Genomic DNA, 21,094 nt, shown 5'->3' with positions numbered 1-21,094 from the left:
AAGAATAACGATTAATAAATCAATCATTTAACTAAAAATCAAAACAAATGATAACCCCCAGCAAAACAGCCATTGTAACCGGCGGCGCTTCCGGCTTAGGGAAAGCCATTACCAGAGCTTTTACCGAAGCAGGCATTTTTACCATTATCATTGGTCGCGACCGTGAAAAACTTGACGCTGCCCGAGAAGAATTTGGTGATAAATGTAGTTATGAAGCATTTGATCTCACCGATACACAACAAATTCCGGCACTGGTCGATTCTTTGGAGGAAAAATACGGAACCCTTAACATCCTTGTCAATAACGCCGGGATTCATCTGAAAAAGTTGGCACTTGAAACCACAGACGAAGAATTTCAAACAATCATCCACACCAATCAAAACGTGGTTTTTGCACTATCTCGTGAAGTCGCAAAAAAAATGGTCAAGCATGGTGGAGGCACCATACTAAACATCAGTTCCATGGCAGCCCATTACGGTATTCCCCAAGTGATTGGGTATACTGCCGCCAAAAGTGCGGTAGAGGGAATGACTCGTGCGCTAACCGTAGAATGGGCTCCCAAAGCGATCCGTGTCAACGCTATTGCGCCGGGATTCATCTACTCACAAATGTCGGCCAAAGCCTTGGACAATGACCCGGAACGCAAACAAAAAGTCTTTTCGCGGACCCCCATGGGGCGCATGGGACAACCGGAAGAGGTGGCATCCGCCGCACTATTTCTGGTTTCTGATGCTGCCAGTTATATTACCGGGGTAGTTCTACCGGTAGATGGAGGTAACTCAATAGGATTTTAAATAACCACATTTTTGAACCCATTCAACATCTATTTTGGACAACACATAAAAACAATAAACCATGAAAATAACGGATGCCAAAATAATTGTTTGCTCTCCCGGGCGCAACTTTGTTACACTTAAAATATATACTGACGAGGGGATCTATGGATTGGGGGATGCCACCCTGAATGGCCGTGAACTGGCTGTAGCCAAATATCTGGAAGAATATTGTATTCCATCTCTTATTGGTCGTAATCCCCTCAACATAGAAGACATCTGGCACTATTTCTATCGTGGCGTTTACTGGAAACGCGGCGCAGTAACCATGACAGCCATCGCTGCCATAGATATGGCACTTTGGGACATTAAAGGAAAAATGTTGAACACTCCCCTATACAATCTCTTGGGGGGGAAGAGTCGTAGCAAAGTTATGGTTTATGCCCATGCCAATGGGACGGATCTCAACCATACGCTGGAGAGCGTAGCAGAAGAACTGGACAAAGGCTTCAAAGCGATTAGAGTACAATCAGGCATTCCGGGTCTGGCTCATACCTATGGGGTAGCAGAGAAAGGAGCCAAATACGAACCCGCAGAGAAAGGACTTCCAAGGGAAGATTTATGGGATACCCATAAGTATCTTAATTGGGCTCCTAAACTGTTTAGTAAGGTCAGAGAACATTTTGGGGAGGATCTTCTTTTACTGCATGATGTACATCACCGGCTTACGCCCATCGAAGCGGCAAGACTGGGTAAAGAGCTGGAGCCCTTTCATCTTTTCTGGATGGAAGATGCAGTGACCGGAGAGCTTCAGGAGGGTCTTGAAATCGTTCGACAACATACCACCACCCCCCTTGCAATAGGAGAAGTCTTTAATTCAGTATTTGACTATACTACGCTCATAACAAAACAACTAATAGACTTTGTGCGCATGCCCATTGTTCATGGCGGAGGGATTACCCATCTTCAAAAGGTTGCTGCGTTTGCTTCCATATACCATGTTCAAACCGGCTTTCATGGTGCCACCGATCTTTCGCCAATAAATATGGCTGCCGCCCTGCATTTCGATTTTGCCATCAACAATTTTGGAATTCAGGAGTACATGCCTCATGAAAAAATCGTCAACGAGGTATTTAAAACCAATTACCACTTTGAAGATGGCTATATGTATATTGACGACACACCGGGTATCGGTGTTGATATTGATGAGGAGGCGGCAAAAAAATTCCCTTACTCTTCGGCAAGCCTTCCGGTCAACAGAAAAACAGATGGCACATTGTTTTACTGGTAGTCATCCCCATATTCCCCTTTTTTTCACAGGATGATTGTTCCTATATTTACCGGGAACAATCATTTTTTTGTATGAGTTGGACATCAAAACAATTTTCGATCCTCTCCCTGGTGGCGATCACCTCGTTTATGGGGACCTTTCTAATATCTTCCATCAACATAGCGCTTCCTTCCATCGAAAAAAGTTTTGAGTTGGATGCCGTCACTCTCAGCTGGGTGGTTACCGCCTTTCTTCTGTCGATGGCCCTCCTCTTGCTACCTGCCGGACGATGGGGTGATTTAACGGGCATACGCCGACTCTTTAAAACAGGGGTTATCCTCTTTACCCTATCCTCGGTGCTTTGCGCTTTGTCTCCCTCCGGGCTATGGTTAATAGGGTTTCGCTTTGTGCAAGGGGCAGGGGCAGCGTTTACCAGCACAACGGGTCCGGCCATACTGGTTTCGGCCTTTCCGCCCCGACAAAGAGGCAGTGTATTGGGGATGTCGGTATCGGCGGTGTATTTGGGTCTGGCCTTTGGGCCGTTTGTGGGAGGTATCCTCACTCAATCCTTGGGGTGGCGTTCCATTTTTTATGTTTCCGCGCTATTGGGAATTGGGCTTACCATCATCACCCACCTTTTTCTGGGAAAAGATATGGGCCTTCCTGATACAACCCCCAAAAAGGTAAATCTAAAAGGCCTGTTTTATTATACAATAGGTCTCACCACGCTACTATATGGCTCATCCACAATTCCCAGGCTTTCAGGATGGTTGCTGATAACAGCAGGTTTTTTGGCTCTCCTTGTTTTTTGGAAGACAGAGGCGAAAAATCCCAACCCGGTCATCCCCACCACCCTTTTCACAAAAAATCGATTGTTTGCCTTTTCCAATCTGGCAGCGCTCATCAATTACAGCGCCACTTTTGCCATCGTATTTCTACTCAGCCTCTATTTGCAGAAAATACAGAATATGAGTCCGCGACAGGCCGGCATGATTTTGGTTGCTCAACCGTTGATGATGGCTTTTTTTTCACCTGTCGCCGGTCATTTATCAGATAAAATACAGCCGCGACTATTGGCAACGCTGGGGATGACCATGTGCACCCTGGGTCTGGCAGCTTTAAGTTTTTTAGGGCCGGTCACTTCTATTGCTTTTTTAGTCTTTTTATTGGTATGGATGGGGTTGGGCTTTGCATTTTTCTCATCTCCCAACATGAATACCATAATGAGTTCTGTAGACAAAACAAAATATGGACTGGCCTCAGGAACCGCCGCCACCATGAGAGTCGTTGGACAAATAGCAAGCATGACCATTGTTACCTCTCTTTTCGCACTTCTCTTTAACGGTAAAAGCGTGGAAACCATTGGTTCTTCCACATTCCTTACCGCCATGAGGTATGGATTTTTGACTTTCTCGATAATCTCGATGGCAGGCATCTATTTTTCATATAACCGGGGGACCATGAAAAGAGAATAAATGCAAATTCAAGAGCATACCTCCACCGCCAATAAGAAAGTCACAAAAGATGTGAACGCAGCCTGCGATGAATTCAGGATTAATCCTCGTAATCATCCTTACTTTCTCCAAATTGCACGGACCCGATATTTGTCAGTTCATATTCTCCCAACTCAAACCTGACATTCGCATTTTCTTCCAGTTCGGTAACCAACATCTTACTAACTGTCCCTTTTTCTTTATCATGGCTCTCGCTTTCCATCAACGTACCTTCAAATATACCTTCCGAGTATAATTTGGCCTTAAAAATGGAAAAGTAGGTATCCTCCGATATCCACTTCACCGACTTGGCAATCCAGAAAGCACCTTTCTGCTTTTCTGTTTCATAAGTATACTCTTCACATTTATGGCCAAGGATATTCTTGGTACGTCCCGTTTTTTTCGGTCGAAGATCCATATTCTCGCCATCATTATTTTCATCCATCTCATCAGCAACCCCCTTAAAAACGTTCTCAATGCTTCGAATACCGTAAATCACCCCGGTTTTTCTACCGTCCTCTTCCATGAGGACAATCGTTGCATTGTTGGTGAAGTCCATAATGAACATACCTTTTGTATTGCCCTTGTCCTGATCGGGCTCATCGGAAATAAACTCATAGGCAAAGTTTTTCTCACCGGGCGAAATATAGGTTACCACATCCCCTTCGTCTTTCACTTTACCTTGTTTATTTAACGATGAATAATGAATCTTCATCTTTGATGAAAAACCGTAACTATCGGCAACGGAGACAGGCTCTGATGAAACGCCCATGCTCTTCATCATTGAGCTAATTCTGTTTAGCTCTTTATTTTCTTCCGATTGACTATCTTCCGTATTGACATCATTTCCTTCCAGGGCTTCTTCCGCTTTGTCGAGTCCCTTGTCGATTTGTTCATCCAGTTTTTCCTCCGCCCGATCCTCTGCTTTCTGTTCCGCCTTTTCCTTTGCTTTTTTGGTTATCCTGTCTAAAAGCCCCTGCGAATATCCGGGCATTGCAAATGAACCAATTAACAACACGATCAGTATTTTCTTCATAAATTTCATCACACAACAAATTTAAGTTGTTAAACCTTGATTAATTATTCCTCACATTTCGGTATCAAAAAAATTGATGACCCTATTTTCTGACACTCCATTGTTGGAAGTTATTGCCTCTACAGGTATTTGTCAACAATATTATCATCAATTCCATTTTTCCTAACCAGGAAAACCTCAAAAACAAAAGCCACCAAGAAGATTGTTGATTAAATGAAGACACCAAACAGCTTCCAGACCTAAGCAAACAACCTCTGCAACAAGCAATTTTTTTTCAAGACAAAGCTTCCCCAGGATAACTGTTAAAGGAAAAGTGATCCCCGAGCTAAAAGCACATTCTTTGAAAAAAAATATTTATTAATTTTATCCATTATTAATGTGGCAAGCCCATAACAATAGTACAATTAACCCTAAATTAAATCTGTCATGTTAAAAATGATTGTATCCGGAACCCTCGGTCAGGATGCCGAAATCCGGGAAATAGGAAAAAGAAAAGCTATTAATTTTGTGGTTGCTGTATCCATGGATTACAAAGATCAACAGGGCAACAAAATTGAACGAACGGAATGGGTCAAAGCCGTCATTTGGAAAAATGAGGGTCAAAGCACCAAGGTCGCCGACTTTTTGAAGAAAGGTCGCAAGGTCCTACTTGAAGGGGTTCCTTCCAGTGAAGGTTTTAAAAGCAAGGATGGGGACATAAAATCTTCGTTGAACATCAATGTTAAGGAACTCGAATTTTTAAACTGATCCCTACTTGCAAAATAAGCAACGAAAAATGCAACAAAAGCTGCCGAGATGCCCCGGCAGCTTTTGACTTATTTTGTGGCAAACAGTAATTTTCCCACTGAAAAAAGGACATACAACAATACTGTAACTGCAATGCCGCCCACACCTAAAAAGAGGAGAGCCGCCAGACCTACTAACAGCAACAGATAACGCAACTCATTCCCCTTGATGCCAAAAGACTTAAACTTTAATGAGAACATTGGTATTTCACTCACCAGCAATCCACAAAAGACAATAATTAAAGGAAGGACAATGTAAATAGAAGAAAGGGTGTTCCACCCTTCTCCTCTTGTGTATATTAAATGCACCAATGAAACGGAAAACATTCCGGTGGCAGTGGTGGTCAGCCCCAAAAAGGATTCAGTCTGTCGTGTATCAATATTGAATTTGGCCAGACGCAATGCAGAAAAAACCGTCAAAATCAGTGGCAATAAGATCAACCCCTGTCCCACACTATTCATCTGCCAGAAATCGATATTCCAATCCTTGGTCATTCCAAAATGGATAAGCGACATATATGCCGCAGCGGGCGCCAAACCAAAGCTGATCAAGTCGGCCAGAGAATCCAGTTCTTTGCCTATATCACTATAGGCTTTTAAAAGTCGGGCGGCAAAACCGTCAGAAAAATCGAAGACCGCAGCTGCCAACACGCACCAGGCCGTCAAATCGGGGCGTCCCTGCAAGGCCAGAAACACGCCTATTGTACCTAAAAGCAAATTCAGACATGTAAGCGTATTGGGTAGATGTTTAAAAAGGTTCATATCAGACAAAATATTTTTTAATTTTTACAACCGACAAATGTAACCTTTTTATGCAGATGATCGATTTTGAGGGCCTCGATCGGGCAATATTTTCGACCTTTGTCATTTCTTCATTCACAGGCTAAAAATTTACGTCGGCTCATTGATCCCAATGGCAGAAAAAAGTTTTTAACAATTATGTCCAGTCATTGACCATTTGTTTTCAATCCACAAAAAACATAAAAAAGACACATTTTCTGATTCCTAAACAATCTTTTATTGTCAAACCTATTATATTTGCAGTCAACATAATTGGACCTTTCTTTAACTAATTTGCTTCCTGATAACAGGGCACTAATCGAAACTCTCAGCGACCCGAGTTGACCAAATCTTGTCCCAACAACATTGATAGGAAAGAGGACCGCATCATACAACGGCTTTCTTTTATCATCACAACATTCATCTAAAATATTGGGAAAATAAAACATCCACAACCCTGCCCAACACATGGTCCTTTGAGGTCAAACCTTTTGCCATGGATGTTTCATTAAGCCCATTCCAAATATAACTTAATCACGAAGTGACACATTAACAATATGACATTCATCACATTTTATAGAACGAAAACATTTCTACTATCTTTTTTTTAAACCTAAAATTTACATCACTATGCTAATACAATGGACAGAAGACCTCTCGGTAGGGAATGGAACCTTAGACCAGGAGCATCAGAAATGGATTTCTCTCCTCAATGATTTTTATGAAGGATTGAAAGCAGGAAAATCAAAAGAAAAACTCACCGAACTGGTTGTGGGAATGCTCGAATATACCAAGTATCATTTCGCCGACGAGGAACGATACATGAAATCGATCCACTTCCCCGAATTTGAAAATCATAAAGCAAAACATGATTTTTATATTGATAAGATCACCCAATTCTATGAAAAAATCCAAAACAACCAGCTAATCCTATCGCTGGAAGTCACAAATTTTTTAAAAAACTGGCTTATTAATCACATCAAAGGTACCGACAAGAAGTACGCAGAATTTGCCAAAAACATTTAATTAACAATTCAAACCCCTTGTAACACCATGACAATGATTAAATGGAAATCTGACTATTCTGTAAACCAACCCAACATCGACCAAGAACACCAAAGCCTGTTCAGGATGTTAAATCAGTTCTATCAGGGAATTAAAGATGGGTCGTCTAAAGAGAGACTGGCTCAACTGATCAAAGGATTATTGGAGTATGCCCAAAATCATTTTTCTCATGAAGAAAGATTCATGCAGTCTATTGGTTACCCAAGGCTTCAGACCCACCGTAAAGAACATCATGCATTCATTCAAAAAGTCAATGAATTTTATGACAAGTACTCATCGGGTCGGTTAATCCTTTCACTGGAGGTCACCGGATTTATCAAGGACTGGATTACCAACCACATATTGAATGAAGATAAAAAATATGCTGACTTTGTTCTATCACAGAAAAAGGAGTAAAAATTTGATATTGTAAAAAAAGAACCTATTTTTGCATTGAATTGTCATCATAAAACAGGAAATTAGTTATGAATTTTTCAGTACATCATCGCCATACTCATCATCATTTTCATCTCTTGTGAAGAGGGTGGGCTGTTGTACTATTATTAAAAAGATAAAAGGCTTACCTCGTTGGTAAGCTTTTTTTTTGCCACAGCCCATGAATAAACAATAAATTTGAAACCACGGGAAAAATACCCCAATAAAACGAGCATGGCAGAATTTATCTCAAATTATCACAACTCAAAGGGAAGCAGAAATTGTCTCCAAACAGCCATGCCAAACCACCCCGACCGTTCCGACACATTGGAACGCATGGGATATCAAACAACTAGAAAAATTAAAAAGCAATGAAAACAAAATTACGTGTTGCACTACAAAAGAAAGGAAGATTGTTCGAAGACAGTCATAACCTGTTGCGTGAGGCAGGAATTAAGTTCAATCTGGGCAATGGCCGGCTGGTGGCTTCCGCCACCAAATTTCCACTGGAAGTATTATTTCTGCGAGATGATGATATTCCGCAGACCGTATTCGACGGAGTTGCGGATATTGGCATTGTCGGCCAAAACGAACTTCTGGAAAAAGGCTTTAAACTCAAAACCGTAAAAAAGCTTGGATTCAGCAAATGCCGCCTTTCATTGGCCATCCCAAAAGAAATAGAATACACCGGTCTCTCCTGGTTTAATGGCAAAAAAGTAGCCACCTCCTATCCCAAAATATTACAGCACTTTTTTTCAGAAAAGGGAATCAATGCCCAGATCCACGAGATTGCCGGATCGGTTGAAATTGCTCCGGGCATTGAACTGGCCGATGCCATCTTCGACATTGTCAGTTCGGGCAGCACATTGGTTGCCAATCACCTTAAAGAAGTGGAAAAAGTAATGGATTCGGAAGCCGTATTGGTCTCTGCCGATGGTTTATCCGCTGAGAAAGAGGCCATCCTCGACCAGCTGATTTTTCGCATCAATGCTGTGATGGCATCCAACTCCAACAAATACATTCTATTGAATGCTCCCAACGACAAGGTAAATCAAATCGTAGATATATTGCCGGGCATGAAAAGTCCTACCGTACTCCCGCTAGCGCAAGAAGGATGGTCAAGCATCCATTCGGTAATAAAAGAAGACCGCTTTTGGGAAGTAATCGGGCAATTGAAAGAAAATGGTGCTGAAGGGATCCTCATCATACCGATTGAAAAAATGATTTTGTAGATGAGAAATGAATCTTTCCACACCCTGCTTTTCTCCAACGATCATTTGGTGTAATATTGAACGCCAAAGATGGGAAGGAAAGAACATTAACATCATAAACCACAAGGTTCCATTCGTATAAAACAAATAGACAAAGTCGATACGACACAACGTTCGGAATACCAACCATCTCTCATTGAGATCAAACTTCCCAGATTTGTTTCGCACGACTCATAAAACAGAAATTCCATGAAGACATTCAGATATCCGGATCCTGCCGAATGGCCTCAACTCATAAAACGGGCCATCGGCAACCAACAGGAGGTAATGGAGAGAGTAAAACCCATCCTCGATGCTATAAAAAGAGATAAAGACAAAGCCGTTGGTGAGTTCACAGCCAAATTCGACGGGATAGCTCTAAACACTTTTGAAGTTCCCGAAGAAGAGGTCAAAAAAGGATGTCTGGAAGTGGACAGCAAGTTAAAAAGTGCCATCAACGCGGCCATCCTCAACATCCGTCAATTCCATGAAAGTCAAAAACTACCGATAAAGAAGGTAGAAACCACACCGGGTGTGGTATGTTGGCAGCGCAGCACCCCCATCGAAAGGGTAGGTCTTTACATTCCGGGAGGGTCAGCCCCATTGTTTTCAACGGTTTTGATGCTGGCCATTCCTGCCGCCATAGCCGGATGCAAAGACATTGTACTATGTTCGCCACCAGACAAAGAGGGGAAGATCCATCCGGCCATTCTCTTTGCGGCCCACCTGACGGGTGTTACAAAAATCTTCAAAGTGGGCGGGGCTCAAGCCATTGCAGCCATGGCCTACGGCACGGAAACCATCCCCAAAGTGGACAAAATATTTGGCCCGGGAAACAGCTATGTGACGGCAGCCAAACAGCTGGTAACGCTCGATGGCGTGGCCATTGATCTGCCGGCAGGGCCTTCCGAGGTGATGGTGATGGCCGATGAAAGTGCCGATCCCGACTTTGTTGCCTCAGACCTTTTATCGCAGGCAGAACACGGACCCGATAGCCAATCCATATTGGTCACCAACAGCGAATCATTGGCGGAAGCAGTAACCGAAAAGATCGACGAGCAGCTCCAACATCTCCCCCGGGCCCAAACCACCCGGAAAGCCTTACAAAACAGCCGCATTATCCTGCTGAAAACGATGGACCAAATGGTGGCTTTTTCGAACTCGTATGCCCCGGAACACTTAATTCTTGCCGTTCGAAATCCCGAATATGTTTCAGAAAATATCATCAATGCCGGATCGGTCTTCCTAGGACATTTCACCCCTGAGAGTGCCGGCGATTATGCCTCCGGCACCAACCACACCCTTCCCACCTATGGATATGCCAGAGCATACAGCGGTGTCAACCTGGATAGTTTTTGTAAAAAAATCACATTCCAGAAGATCTCCGAAAAAGGACTCCAAAAACTGGGCCCCATTATTGAAACCATGGCGGCCGCCGAACAACTGGACGCCCATAAAATGGCCGTTTCATTACGCCTAAAAAAAACATGACCCAATGCACAACCAAATAGTAAAAACCAGTAGTCCCCCAAAAAACACCCATTAAAATCGGATACTCGAATGTCAAAAAAACTTAAACGATTCAAAAACTTAACGGATTTTGACTCATAACAACAACCAAAAACTATTAACCTTGCTTATATTTACTCCCCCCAAAGAATTAAAGGCAGGAAAGAGCATAACAACGGTTATTTCGTTCTGCTACCATGGTTGGGAATACTTCCTGAACCAATAAACTGATGAAACGAGCATGACAATGTGAGGTTGTCAAAACAAGCACATGGATCAACTAATGGTCATGCGAGTTCCATCCAACCAATAACTTAACTATAATTTATACGGATGAAAGCAACACTTCTGATTATCCTGCTACTGATGGCCGGGCTATCTTTAGACGCACAGGATTCAAATTACAAAACGGTATCCAATGTCCACTACTATTCCGATGAGATCAATCGGTCGGATAACTATATCAATGAGCGATGTGTTTTGGACATCTATTACCCTACCAACAAAAAGGGTTTCAGCACTGTCGTATGGTTTCACGGAGGGGGTTTATCACAGGGTCATAAAGAAATACCACAAGCATTGAAAAACAAGGGGATCTGCGTAATTGGAGTCAACTATCGGCTTCACCCCAAGGTTAAATCCCCCAAATATGTTGAAGATGCCGCCGCGGCAGTAGCCTGGACCATCAAAAACATCCACCGGTATGGCGGGGATTCCACTCTGGTTTTTGTGTCGGGACACTCTGCCGGCGGTTACCTCACCAGCATGGTTGGTCTGGACAAACATTGGCTTGCAAAATTTCATGTCGATGCCAATCAAATTGCCGGGTTAATTCCTTTTAGCGGACATACCATTACCCACTTCACCATTCGGGATGAGCGAGGAATTCCCGGCACACAACCGATAGTAGACGAGATGGCACCACTCTACCATGTTCGTCCGGATGCCCCACCCTTGTTACTGATAACCGGCGACCGTGAATTGGAGATGCTGGGACGTTATGAAGAAAACGCCTATTTAATGCGTATGATGAAAGTGGTAGGACACACTCAAACCCGATTATATGAACTCGACGGATATGGACACGGCATGACTGAACCGGCCTTTCCTCTTCTTCTAAAAGAAGTAGCACGCATCACGCAGGAAAAGCATGTTAATGCCCCAGCTCAAAACTAAAATCGACGATACAATCACCACCCGAATAGTCAAGAACATCTTAACTAAAGTTGTTTAGCAATGAAGCCTCTCGAGCAGTTATTACGCCCCAACATAAGGCATCTCAAACCCTATTCTTCGGCACGCGACGAATACAGTGGCGAGGCGGCGGTATTCTTGGATGCCAACGAAAATCCCTTTAATGCCCCTTACAACCGTTATCCCGACCCCTATCAGCGGGAGCTCAAAAAGCACATTGCCCGGATCAAGGGCGTATCGTCGAAAAAAATCTTTTTGGGCAACGGCAGCGATGAAGCCATAGATATTGTGTTGCGTGCCTTTTGCGAACCGGGGATTGACAATATCGTTTCCATCGTCCCCACTTACGGCATGTATCAGGTAGCCGCCGACATCAACAACATAGAAGTCAGGAAGGCTTTGCTCACACCGGATTTTCAGCTCGACCCCAAAGCCATTTTGAACCAGGTGGATGAACACACCAAAGTCATCTTTCTTTGTTCGCCCAACAATCCTACCGGTAATTGCTTTAGAGAAGCACACATCCTTGAAGTGCTCGAAAGCTTTGACGGGATGGTGGTACTGGATGAAGCCTATATTGATTTTGCTGCTGAGAAAAGCTGGCTTCCCCGTCTCAATGTCTGGCCAAACCTGGTGATTTTACAAACGTTTTCCAAAGCATGGGGGATGGCCGGTATCAGACTGGGAATGGCTTTTGCCGACGAAGCTATAATAAACACGTTTAGTAAAATTAAATATCCATACAACATCAATCTTTTGACTCAGAAAAAAGCATTGGAATTTTTGGAAAAAAATCAAGATACAATGCAGACGTGGGTAAATGAGCTGCTGGAAGAAAAAAAGAAACTGATTGAAGCGCTGAAGGCCATCCCTTTTGTTCAGAAAATCTTTCCTTCTGATGCCAATTTTCTTTTAATAAAGACCGAAAACCCCCAAAAAATCTATAATTTTCTAGTGGATAAAAAGATTATTATTCGTGACCGATCTTCCGTAGCCTTATGCGAAGGCTGTTTGCGCGTTACGGTTGGCGCACCGGAAGAGAATCAATTATTGATTGAAGCCCTGAAAATGCTTTAATCCCTAAAAAGATTCATCCATACCACTTTTTAAAACCAAAAAGAGATGAAACAACGACTACTTTGGATTGCAATGACCACCTTAGCTTTCAATACCGTGGCACAGGATGCTGTTTTTCCGCTTTACGAAGGGAGCATTCCCGGCAACAAAGCAACGGATGTAGAAGAAATCCGGAAGTCCTCCGGCAGCGGGTCTCCGGTACTCACCAATGTCACCAAGCCTGAATTATGGTGGTATTCGGCCGGAACAGAAACGGCCAAACCGGCCGTCATCATTTGCCCGGGTGGAGGCTACCATTACGAGGCCTACGAACATGAAGGAAAACAGGTTGCCCAATGGCTGGCCGGACTGGGGTATCAAGCCTTTGTGCTAAAATATCGGTTGCCCGACGAAAAGCTCTTTGACAAGGCCACCTTTATTCCGATGGCCGACACCCGGCAAGCCATCCTCACGGTTCGTAAAATGGCCCAATCGGTCGGTGTCCATCCGAACAAAGTGGGCATCATGGGATTTTCGGCCGGCGGACACCTGGCTGCATCGGCCTCTACTCTTTTCAACAAAAAAATCCCTTTCGCCAAAAGAGGAAAAGCGGTGCGTCCCGATTTTTCTGTACTGATCTATCCGGTCATCTCCATGACCGACGAGCTAACTCATAAAGGGTCAAAAAGAGCGTTGATAGGCGAAAATCCATCCTCCGAAATGGTTGAACTCTTCTCCCTCGAGAAACAAGTCACCAAAAAGACGCCACCGACCTTTATCCTTCATGCCTCTGACGATAAATCGGTTCCTGTAGGCAACACCACCTCCTACGCAAAAGCACTGGAAGACAATAACGTTCCGGTCAAGGAGATCCTCCTTCCCCGTGGAGGACATGGATTTGGATTCAAAAAGGATAGTCCCGCCTTTCAATGGACCGATCATTTGGCAGAATGGATGGCCAACAACATTCGTTAATGGATAATCATCTACATGCCACAAGAAATAAATTCAATTAATTCAGGTGGAATGAAACCCGCATGGCGTCGTTTTTCAAACAATTCATTTTGTAACTAAACCTTGCCATAGTGGTTGCATCTCAACCGGCAATTTGAGAATCCTTATGGAAACACCAAAACGTATTCTTTTTATCGACCGTGACGGCACCATAATCAAAGAACCACCCGTCGACTACCAGGTGGACAGTCTGGAAAAGCTGGAATTTTATCCGGGCGCCATTGTCAATCTGGCTCGTATTGTCAAGCATCTGGACTTCCAGTTGGTGATGGTAACCAATCAGGATGGACTGGGAACGGAATCTTTTCCTGAGGAAACCTTCTGGCCCGCTCATAACAAAATGCTGAAAACTCTGGAAGGCGAAGGAATAGAGTTTGCGGACATTCACATCGACCGTTCGTTTCCGGAAGATAATGCCCCTACCAGAAAGCCACGAACCGGAATGTTAGAAAAATACTTGTCGGGTCATTACGACCTGGAAAACTCTTTTGTCATCGGGGATCGCCTCACCGACGTGGAGCTGGCAAAAAACATGGGATGTAAAGCCATTCTTCTAAAAGAGCCGGAAGATGTTCTTCCGCTGTTGGAAAAACAAAACCTAAAAGAGCACTGTGTGCTTTGCACCCATCGTTGGGATAAAGTCACCAACTTTCTTTTCACCAAAGACCGTAAGGTTACCGTAGAGCGCAACACCTCCGAAACCCAAATTAAAGTTGATTTAAATCTCGACGGCACAGGTAAATGCCACATCAACACCGGTCTTGGCTTTTTTGATCATATGCTGGAGCAAATAGGCCGCCATTCGGGATGTGACCTTGACATCAATGTTAATGGCGACCTTCATGTAGATGAACACCACACCATCGAAGACACGGCGCTGGCGTTGGGTGAAGCCATAAAAAAAGCTTTGGGCGACAAACGAGGGATTGATCGGTATGGCTTCTCATTGCCCATGGATGACTGCATGGCTCATGTAGCCATCGATTTTGGCGGTCGTCCCTGGCTGGTTTGGAAAGCCAAATTTAAACGTGAAAAAGTTGGCGATCTGCCCACCGAAATGTTTTATCATTTCTTTAAAAGTTTTGCGGATGCCTCGGCGGCCAACATCTACATTAAAGCCAAAGGTAAAAATGAGCATCATAAAATAGAGGCTATTTTTAAAGCTCTGGCACGAGCCATAAAAGCGGCCATCCGAAAAGATCCGTTGAACCAACAGCTCCCTTCAACAAAAAATTTTCTTTAATCAGAACTACTCGTTACTGGTAGAAAAAGAGAAGACGGGACTTAAGCAACATTTCGACTTATAGCGGAAGTCATTACATCGCTGCAGCAAGGTTTCAAATCACTCTGGAAGCCGTTACATCGCTGCAGCAAGGGTTCAAATCACCCTGGAAGCCGTTACATCCCTGCAGGAAGGGTTCAAATCACTCTGGAACCCATTACATCGCTGCAGCAAGGGTTCAAATCACTCTGGAAGCCGTTACATCGCTGCAGCAAGGTTTCAAATCACTCTGGAACCCATTACATCGCTGCAGCAAGGTTTCAAATCACTCTGGAACCCATTACATCACTGCAGCAAGGTTTCAAATCACCCTGGAAGCCGTTACATCGCTGCAGGAAGGTTTCAAATTACTCTGGAAGCCGTTACATCGCTGCAGGAAGGTTTCAAATCACTCTGAAACCCATTACATCACTGCAGCAAGGGTTCAAATCACTCTGGAAGCCGTTACATCGCTGCAGCAAGGTTTCAAACAAAACCCATCAACAATTGGCATATCAATTGCATGAAATTGAACCCGAAAAATGCATTAAAAAATCTATTCATGACATATATTTGATTAATTTATAACCAATATGAAGAGGGTCGGAGGGCAATGTACATCAATTGACTTTACTTGGTTTAATCCTTAATTTAAGGACAATCTGATTTTAGAACAGCAACGTATAACCAGGACATAAATAAATTTTCAACTGATGAACTCAACCATGAAACAGAATACCAAACATTGGTGGAAGTTGGCTTTCATACCGGTCATGCTTTCGGGCATTATTTTTTTCTCATGTTCATCCACAAAAAAATTAGAAGGCCCTCTGCCAAAGGTAAAATTTGAAAAGAACAACATCACTCAGAGTGAAGACTCGGTAGAATATGAACTGATTGTTCTGGATCCCGGATTTGAATCATGGCTGATCTCTCAGCCCCCGGCCAATTATTATTCGCAGCAATATTACGAAAACTGGAACCAGCGCTACGTTACCGAGTGGAACCACCGTCACAGCAGTCCACTGCGTTACGGCAGCTTCTATGAAACCGCCATCGACTACGACCCTTCTGTGGATTACGGTCTGGAACTCAACTACAGGCTCTATTCCTACTTTCGTTTTATAGAACATGAATACGGGATAGTGCTCATTCCTCGTGGAAGGTGAAAATTATTGTTAGAGATATGAAATTTAGAGATATAAGATTTAAGATATGAGATTTAAGATTTAGAGATATAAGATATAAGTTAAGGGGATAAAAGAAATTTTCAATTTTCCCGATCAATAGATGCAATTTTGGAAGATGGCTTGACACGGGGATCCTTTCAATCATTCAACTTATCATAAACCAACCACAAACAGACTTCTTTGGTCTTCATTTATTATCTTCCTGCACCGAGAAAAATTTTTATAATCACAATCCTTGGAGCAGGAATATATTTAGCTATTTTTACGAGTTCAAAGGTTTAATCGTAAAACTTTAATAGCATGGCATTTCTTGAAGCCAGAGGAATAGTAAAACGATATGTCAATCACCTGGCCCTGGACAAAGTAGAAATTGATGTCCCCCAAAACAGCATTTATGGATTATTGGGGCCCAATGGTGCCGGGAAAACCACTCTGATCCGCATCATCAATCGCATCACCGGCCCCGACGAGGGGACTCTGATGATCGACGGACGTCCCCTAAAAAATTCGGACATTCGTGATTTTGGCTATCTGCCCGAAGAACGAGGTCTCTACAAAAAGATGAAAGTGGGCGAGCAAGCGCTCTATCTGGCGCGCCTAAAAGGTCTTTCGCGCAGGGACGCTCTGAAACGGCTTAAATATTGGTTTGAAAAGTTTGAAATTCAATCCTGGTGGGACAAAAAAGTGGAAGAACTCTCCAAAGGAATGGCGCAGAAAGTGCAGTTCATTGTTACCGTTCTTCATGAGCCGGCTCTTCTGATTTTCGATGAGCCATTCAGCGGTTTTGATCCTGTTAATGCCGCCCTCTTGAAAAAAGAGATTTTAAAACTCAAAGAGAAAGGTGCCACCATCATTTTTTCTACCCACAACATGGCATCGGTAGAGGAGTTGTGCGATCACATCAGCCTGATCAACAATGGTAAAGCGATGATCGAAGGCCCCACCGAATCGGTACGCCGGCAGTTCAGGCAAAATCTGGTAAGCATTGATTTTTCGGGCAACCCCGAAACGATCGAAAAAATCTTAAGCAACCATTTTGTCCTTCACCGTTTTGAGGCGATCAACGATCATTTCAATGCCCAAGTGAAGATCAGAGACGACCAATCCATCAATCAGGTGCTGGAAACCATTTTGTCGCAATGTCATATTCACCAGTGTCAGGAATTGCTTCCCAGCATGAATGATGTCTTTATTCAGGTCGTGAATCAAAAAACAACCCCGAGCCAAAAACAGGAATCATGAGTAAAATATCACTAATCATAGAACGAGAATATCTTTCGCGAGTCAAAAAGAAAAGCTTTATCATCATGTCGATTCTGGGGCCGCTTCTATTTGCAGCCCTGATGATTGTTCCGGTTTGGCTGGCTTCGATGGAAGACGATGAGAGCAAAGTGATTGCCGTAATAGACGAGACAGGGCTTTACACCGGACAAATCAACAACACCGAGTTGTTAAAGTTTGAATTTCTCAACGACCAAAACGAAGATGAAGTTCGTCAGAACTTTTCAGAGTCGGGCTATTATGCGTTTCTGGTTATCTCAGATAATCTGCTGGAGAAGCCGGATGCAATCCGTCTTTACAGCGACTCGCAAATCACCATGGACGTGAAAGACCATGTCAAAAGGAGCCTACGGCAATATCTCAAAGAATCCAAATTACTCTCATACAATGTATCCGGGCTGGAAGATATAATGTCAGATCTGGAGGGTATAAATGTGGAAATATCCACGGTAAAGATCGGAGATGACGGAAGCGAAAAACAAAGCTCTGCAGAGCTGACCATGATCATCAGCATGGCCTTTGCCTTTATCTCATATATGTTCATTTTCATATACGGAGGTCAGGTAATGCGAGGGGTAATGGAAGAGAAAACTTCCCGCATAGTGGAAGTGATTGTATCGTCGGTAAAACCCTTTCAGCTGATGATGGGCAAAATCATTGGGTTGGCCATGGTAGCACTGACTCAAATCTTGCTTTGGGTGGTGCTCACCCTCTTAATCGTAACGGGTGTCAAGTCAGTTTTTTTCAACGACACGCCTCTTCCTTCGGCGACCAGCCCACAAACAGAGTTATTGCAAAACCTGGATAACGGCCAACAGGCGGTTCCCACGAGTGATGGGCTTGAGTTTGATAAGATCATGGAAATGGTTAAAAGCCTTGAACCGGCCAAGACCCTTCTTTTGTTTTTGTTTTATTTCTTTGGGGGCTATCTCCTTTACAGTGCACTCTTTGCGGCGGTGGGTGCGGCCATAGACCACGAAAGTGATCAGCAACAATTTATGCTACCCATCACCATTCCGATTATCATCGCGCTTTATGTGGCCATGATGACCTTCCGAAATCCTGGAAGCGATATCGTGTTTTGGTTTAGCATAATTCCGTTCACCTCCCCGGTGGTGATGATGGCCAGGATTCCCTTCGAGGTGCCCTTGTGGGAATTGCTGCTTTCGATGGCCTTACTCGTTGGGGGATTTATTTTCACCACCTGGCTAGCCGGTAAAATTTACCGAACGGGCATATTGATGTATGGAAAAAAAGTGGACTATAAAGAAATATGGAAGTGGATAAAATATTCGGATTAACCAAACATACCAACTAATTTTCTGAATAACCGCATCAGATAACGGGGGACGGAGCCACATTCCGATCTCCCGTTTCTGGTATGGTATTCTTCCACCGAACAACGATTATAGATAGAGATGTGGGGTCAAAAAATCCCGATCCCACAGACAAAATAATCCGGGTCCGACCCAATCACATAAAATGTTTATTTGTACCTTTGAAATGGATCTCAAAATTAATTATGGAGCATAACAGAATAGCCATCATTGACCTGGGAACGAATACGTTTAATTTACTTGTTACCGAAATTAATTCCGACAGGAGCTACAGTATTCTTTTAGAGTCGAAGTATCCGGCCAAGCTGGGACAAGGGGGGATACACAAATCGACCATTACGCCAGAAGCGATGGAGCGGGGCATAGATGCTCTCAAGATGCATTTGATAACCATCTCCGAATATCAGGTTGAAAGCATCTTTTGTTTTGCCACCTCAGCCATTCGCAGTGCCGACAACGGCCATATTTTTGTCAAGAGAGTTAAGGATGAGCTGGGTTTAACCATCCGCATCATACAGGGCGACGAGGAGGCCCAAACCATTTTTGACGGGGTGAGACAGGTCTTCCCTTTGGATGAAGATTATGTGTTGATCATGGACATAGGAGGCGGAAGCATCGAATTCATTATTGCCAACCGTTTTGGTGTGGCGTGGAAAAAGAGTTTTGAATTGGGTGTTGCTCGTCTGCTGGAACAATTTACACCGTCAGATCCTATTGCCGACAGTGAAATCAAAGCCATTCAAAAACACCTGAAAAAAGAGCTGGCGCCGCTTTACCAAGCGGTCAAACAATTCCCCATCAAAAGATTGGTGGGATCGTCCGGATCATTTGACACCCTGGCCGCGCTTTTGGCCAAGAAATACTATCCTCTTCTGGATGTTGCAAAGCTTACCTCTATGTTGTTGGACAATGGACGCTTAATGGGGCTACATAAGGAGCTTCTTCAATCAACCTCGGATCAGCGGAGGGTGATGCCGGGGATGGAGCCCCATCGGGTTGAAAGCATCGTTCCGGCCTGCATCATCGTTCAATTCATCGTTGAAGAACTAAAGATAAAGGAAGTCTGGCAATGTGCCTTTTCGCTGAAGGAAGGAGCTGTATTGCAAATCATTTCCAGCCAGTTATAGCAACCGGTTACGCACCCCGTCATGCACCCCGCAAGGAGGAGGAATGTCAGGAATCGGTTGAAGTAGAATCCAAATAAAAGAATGAGATATGTCCAAGATATTAGTTATTGATGACCAAAAAAGCATACGTAATACCCTCAAGGATATTCTGGAATACGAGAAGCATGAAGTCGTTCTGGCCGCAGATGGTCCGGAAGGACTGGAACAATTTACTTCACACAAGTTTGATGCTGTTTTGCTGGACATAAAGATGCCTGAAATGGATGGCATGGAAGTATTGGAGAAGATGATGCAGACCTCTCCTGACGTTCCGGTAATTATGATCTCGGGGCATGGCAACATTGACACGGCTGTTGAGGCCATCAAAAAAGGGGCCTACGATTTTATTGAGAAACCGCTTGACCTGAACCGCCTGTTGGTAACCATCCGCAACGGGCTGGACAAGAAAGAGCTGGTGACGGAGACCAAGATTTTACGACGTAAGGTGAGTAAAACTTACGAAATGATTGGCGAGTCGGAGCCCATGAAAAAGATAAAAGCCATGATCGACAAGGTGGCACCCACCGATGCCCGAGTACTGATCACCGGACAAAACGGGACGGGAAAAGAGCTGGTGGCTCGCTGGCTGCATGAAAAGAGCAACCGTGCGGGACAGCCTTTTGTGGAAGTCAACTGTGCAGCCATTCCTTCGGAGCTCATAGAGAGTGAACTTTTTGGACATGAAAAAGGGGCATTTACGTCGGCGCACAAACAACGCAAAGGAAAATTTGAACAAGCCAATGGCGGCACCATATTTCTGGATGAGATCGGCGATATGAGTCTGGCAGCCCAGGCAAAGGTACTCAGGGCGCTTCAGGAAAACATCATCTCGAGGGTAGGCAGCGACAAGGATATCAAGGTGGATGTTCGCATTCTGGCAGCGACCAATAAAAATCTGCAGGATGAAATCAAAGAAGGGCGCTTTCGGGAAGACTTATATCACCGGCTTAGCGTAATCATCATTCGCGTACCCTCTCTTAATGAACGAAAAGATGATATCCCGTTACTGACCGATTATTTCAACCAGCTAATCTGTCAAGAGCTGGGCATACAGCCCAAGACCTTTGACCCCTCGGCAGTCAAGGCCTTACAAGCCATCAACTGGACCGGCAACATACGCGAACTCCGCAATGTCATAGAAAGGCTTCTCATTCTTTGTAGCGACACCATCACTGAAAAGGATGTCAAGGCCTACTCCATGCCCTTGGAATAAAACCTCT

At 43.9% G+C, this 21,094-nt stretch carries 19 protein-coding genes; 17 read left to right on the top strand and 2 right to left on the bottom strand.

The window, feature by feature from the left end; genetic code table 11:
• Positions 1-47: 47 nt before the first annotated feature.
• The 3 genes from ACT29H_RS09900 (at position 48) to ACT29H_RS09890 (ending at position 3,518) form a co-directional block, all read left to right on the top strand.
• Entirely contained in the window at positions 48-794 is a 747-nt protein-coding gene (locus ACT29H_RS09900) for an SDR family NAD(P)-dependent oxidoreductase (protein ID WP_444821466.1), read from the top strand.
• 61 nt (positions 795-855) lie between these two features.
• Positions 856-2,064 carry a D-mannonate dehydratase ManD gene (manD, locus tag ACT29H_RS09895; RefSeq protein ID WP_444821465.1) on the top strand — a complete coding sequence of 403 codons (1,209 nt, stop codon included), beginning with the start codon at positions 856-858 and terminating at the stop codon, positions 2,062-2,064.
• Between the two features lie 71 nt (positions 2,065-2,135).
• Positions 2,136-3,518, top strand: coding sequence for an MFS transporter (locus ACT29H_RS09890; RefSeq protein ID WP_444821464.1), 1,383 nt, complete (start codon positions 2,136-2,138; stop codon positions 3,516-3,518).
• A gap of 79 nt (positions 3,519-3,597) precedes the next feature.
• Here ACT29H_RS09890 and ACT29H_RS09885 read toward each other — a convergent pair whose 3' ends face one another.
• Entirely contained in the window at positions 3,598-4,572 is a 975-nt protein-coding gene (locus ACT29H_RS09885) for a hypothetical protein (protein WP_444821463.1), read from the bottom strand.
• A 426-nt stretch (positions 4,573-4,998) separates the two neighbouring features.
• Between ACT29H_RS09885 and ACT29H_RS09880 the strand changes: the two genes are divergently transcribed.
• Positions 4,999-5,319 carry a single-stranded DNA-binding protein gene (locus tag ACT29H_RS09880; protein ID WP_444821462.1) on the top strand — a complete coding sequence of 107 codons (321 nt, stop codon included), beginning with the start codon at positions 4,999-5,001 and terminating at the stop codon, positions 5,317-5,319.
• Between the two features lie 68 nt (positions 5,320-5,387).
• On the opposite strand, the gene ACT29H_RS09875 is transcribed toward ACT29H_RS09880, so the two are convergent.
• On the bottom strand, positions 5,388-6,119 hold the full coding sequence (locus tag ACT29H_RS09875) for a CDP-alcohol phosphatidyltransferase family protein (protein WP_444821461.1): 732 nt from the start codon (positions 6,117-6,119) through the stop codon (positions 5,388-5,390).
• Between the two features lie 648 nt (positions 6,120-6,767).
• Here ACT29H_RS09875 and ACT29H_RS09870 point away from each other — a divergent pair.
• From ACT29H_RS09870 to ACT29H_RS09810, 13 genes are all read left to right on the top strand, one after another.
• Positions 6,768-7,163: a bacteriohemerythrin gene (locus ACT29H_RS09870; protein ID WP_444821460.1), complete on the top strand. Its 396-nt coding sequence runs from the start codon at positions 6,768-6,770 to the stop codon at positions 7,161-7,163.
• 33 nt (positions 7,164-7,196) lie between these two features.
• Positions 7,197-7,598 carry a bacteriohemerythrin gene (locus tag ACT29H_RS09865; RefSeq protein WP_444821459.1) on the top strand — a complete coding sequence of 134 codons (402 nt, stop codon included), beginning with the start codon at positions 7,197-7,199 and terminating at the stop codon, positions 7,596-7,598.
• A gap of 389 nt (positions 7,599-7,987) precedes the next feature.
• Positions 7,988-8,848 (top strand): ATP phosphoribosyltransferase, encoded by an 861-nt coding sequence (gene hisG, locus ACT29H_RS09860; RefSeq protein WP_444821458.1) that lies wholly within the window; start codon positions 7,988-7,990, stop codon positions 8,846-8,848.
• Positions 8,849-9,076: 228 nt separating this feature from the next.
• Positions 9,077-10,357 (top strand): histidinol dehydrogenase, encoded by a 1,281-nt coding sequence (gene hisD, locus ACT29H_RS09855; RefSeq protein ID WP_444821457.1) that lies wholly within the window; start codon positions 9,077-9,079, stop codon positions 10,355-10,357.
• A gap of 351 nt (positions 10,358-10,708) precedes the next feature.
• Positions 10,709-11,551, top strand: a complete 843-nt coding sequence (locus ACT29H_RS09850) for an alpha/beta hydrolase (protein ID WP_444821456.1) — start codon at positions 10,709-10,711, stop codon at positions 11,549-11,551.
• Positions 11,552-11,611: 60 nt separating this feature from the next.
• Entirely contained in the window at positions 11,612-12,646 is a 1,035-nt protein-coding gene (gene hisC / locus ACT29H_RS09845) for a histidinol-phosphate transaminase (protein WP_444821455.1), read from the top strand.
• A gap of 45 nt (positions 12,647-12,691) precedes the next feature.
• Positions 12,692-13,600 carry an alpha/beta hydrolase gene (locus ACT29H_RS09840; protein ID WP_444821454.1) on the top strand — a complete coding sequence of 303 codons (909 nt, stop codon included), beginning with the start codon at positions 12,692-12,694 and terminating at the stop codon, positions 13,598-13,600.
• 145 nt (positions 13,601-13,745) lie between these two features.
• Complete coding sequence (hisB, locus tag ACT29H_RS09835) at positions 13,746-14,882, top strand: bifunctional histidinol-phosphatase/imidazoleglycerol-phosphate dehydratase HisB (protein ID WP_444821453.1); 1,137 nt, start codon at positions 13,746-13,748, stop codon at positions 14,880-14,882.
• A 731-nt stretch (positions 14,883-15,613) separates the two neighbouring features.
• Entirely contained in the window at positions 15,614-16,069 is a 456-nt protein-coding gene (locus tag ACT29H_RS09830) for a DUF6146 family protein (protein ID WP_444821452.1), read from the top strand.
• Between the two features lie 321 nt (positions 16,070-16,390).
• Positions 16,391-17,332: an ABC transporter ATP-binding protein gene (locus tag ACT29H_RS09825; protein WP_444821451.1), complete on the top strand. Its 942-nt coding sequence runs from the start codon at positions 16,391-16,393 to the stop codon at positions 17,330-17,332.
• On the top strand, positions 17,329-18,672 hold the full coding sequence (locus tag ACT29H_RS09820; RefSeq protein WP_444821450.1) for an ABC transporter permease: 1,344 nt from the start codon (positions 17,329-17,331) through the stop codon (positions 18,670-18,672). Before ACT29H_RS09825 ends, ACT29H_RS09820 begins: the two co-directional genes overlap by 4 nt.
• A gap of 221 nt (positions 18,673-18,893) precedes the next feature.
• Positions 18,894-19,835, top strand: a complete 942-nt coding sequence (locus ACT29H_RS09815; RefSeq protein ID WP_444821449.1) for a Ppx/GppA phosphatase family protein — start codon at positions 18,894-18,896, stop codon at positions 19,833-19,835.
• Positions 19,836-19,923: 88 nt separating this feature from the next.
• Entirely contained in the window at positions 19,924-21,087 is a 1,164-nt protein-coding gene (locus tag ACT29H_RS09810; RefSeq protein ID WP_444821448.1) for a sigma-54-dependent transcriptional regulator, read from the top strand.
• Positions 21,088-21,094 lie beyond the last annotated feature (7 nt).

It is taken from the genome of Thermophagus sp. OGC60D27, from assembly GCF_052400625.1.
Classification (GTDB): domain Bacteria; phylum Bacteroidota; class Bacteroidia; order Bacteroidales; family Marinilabiliaceae; genus Thermophagus.
This window is presented reverse-complemented; position numbering and strand designations above follow the sequence as displayed.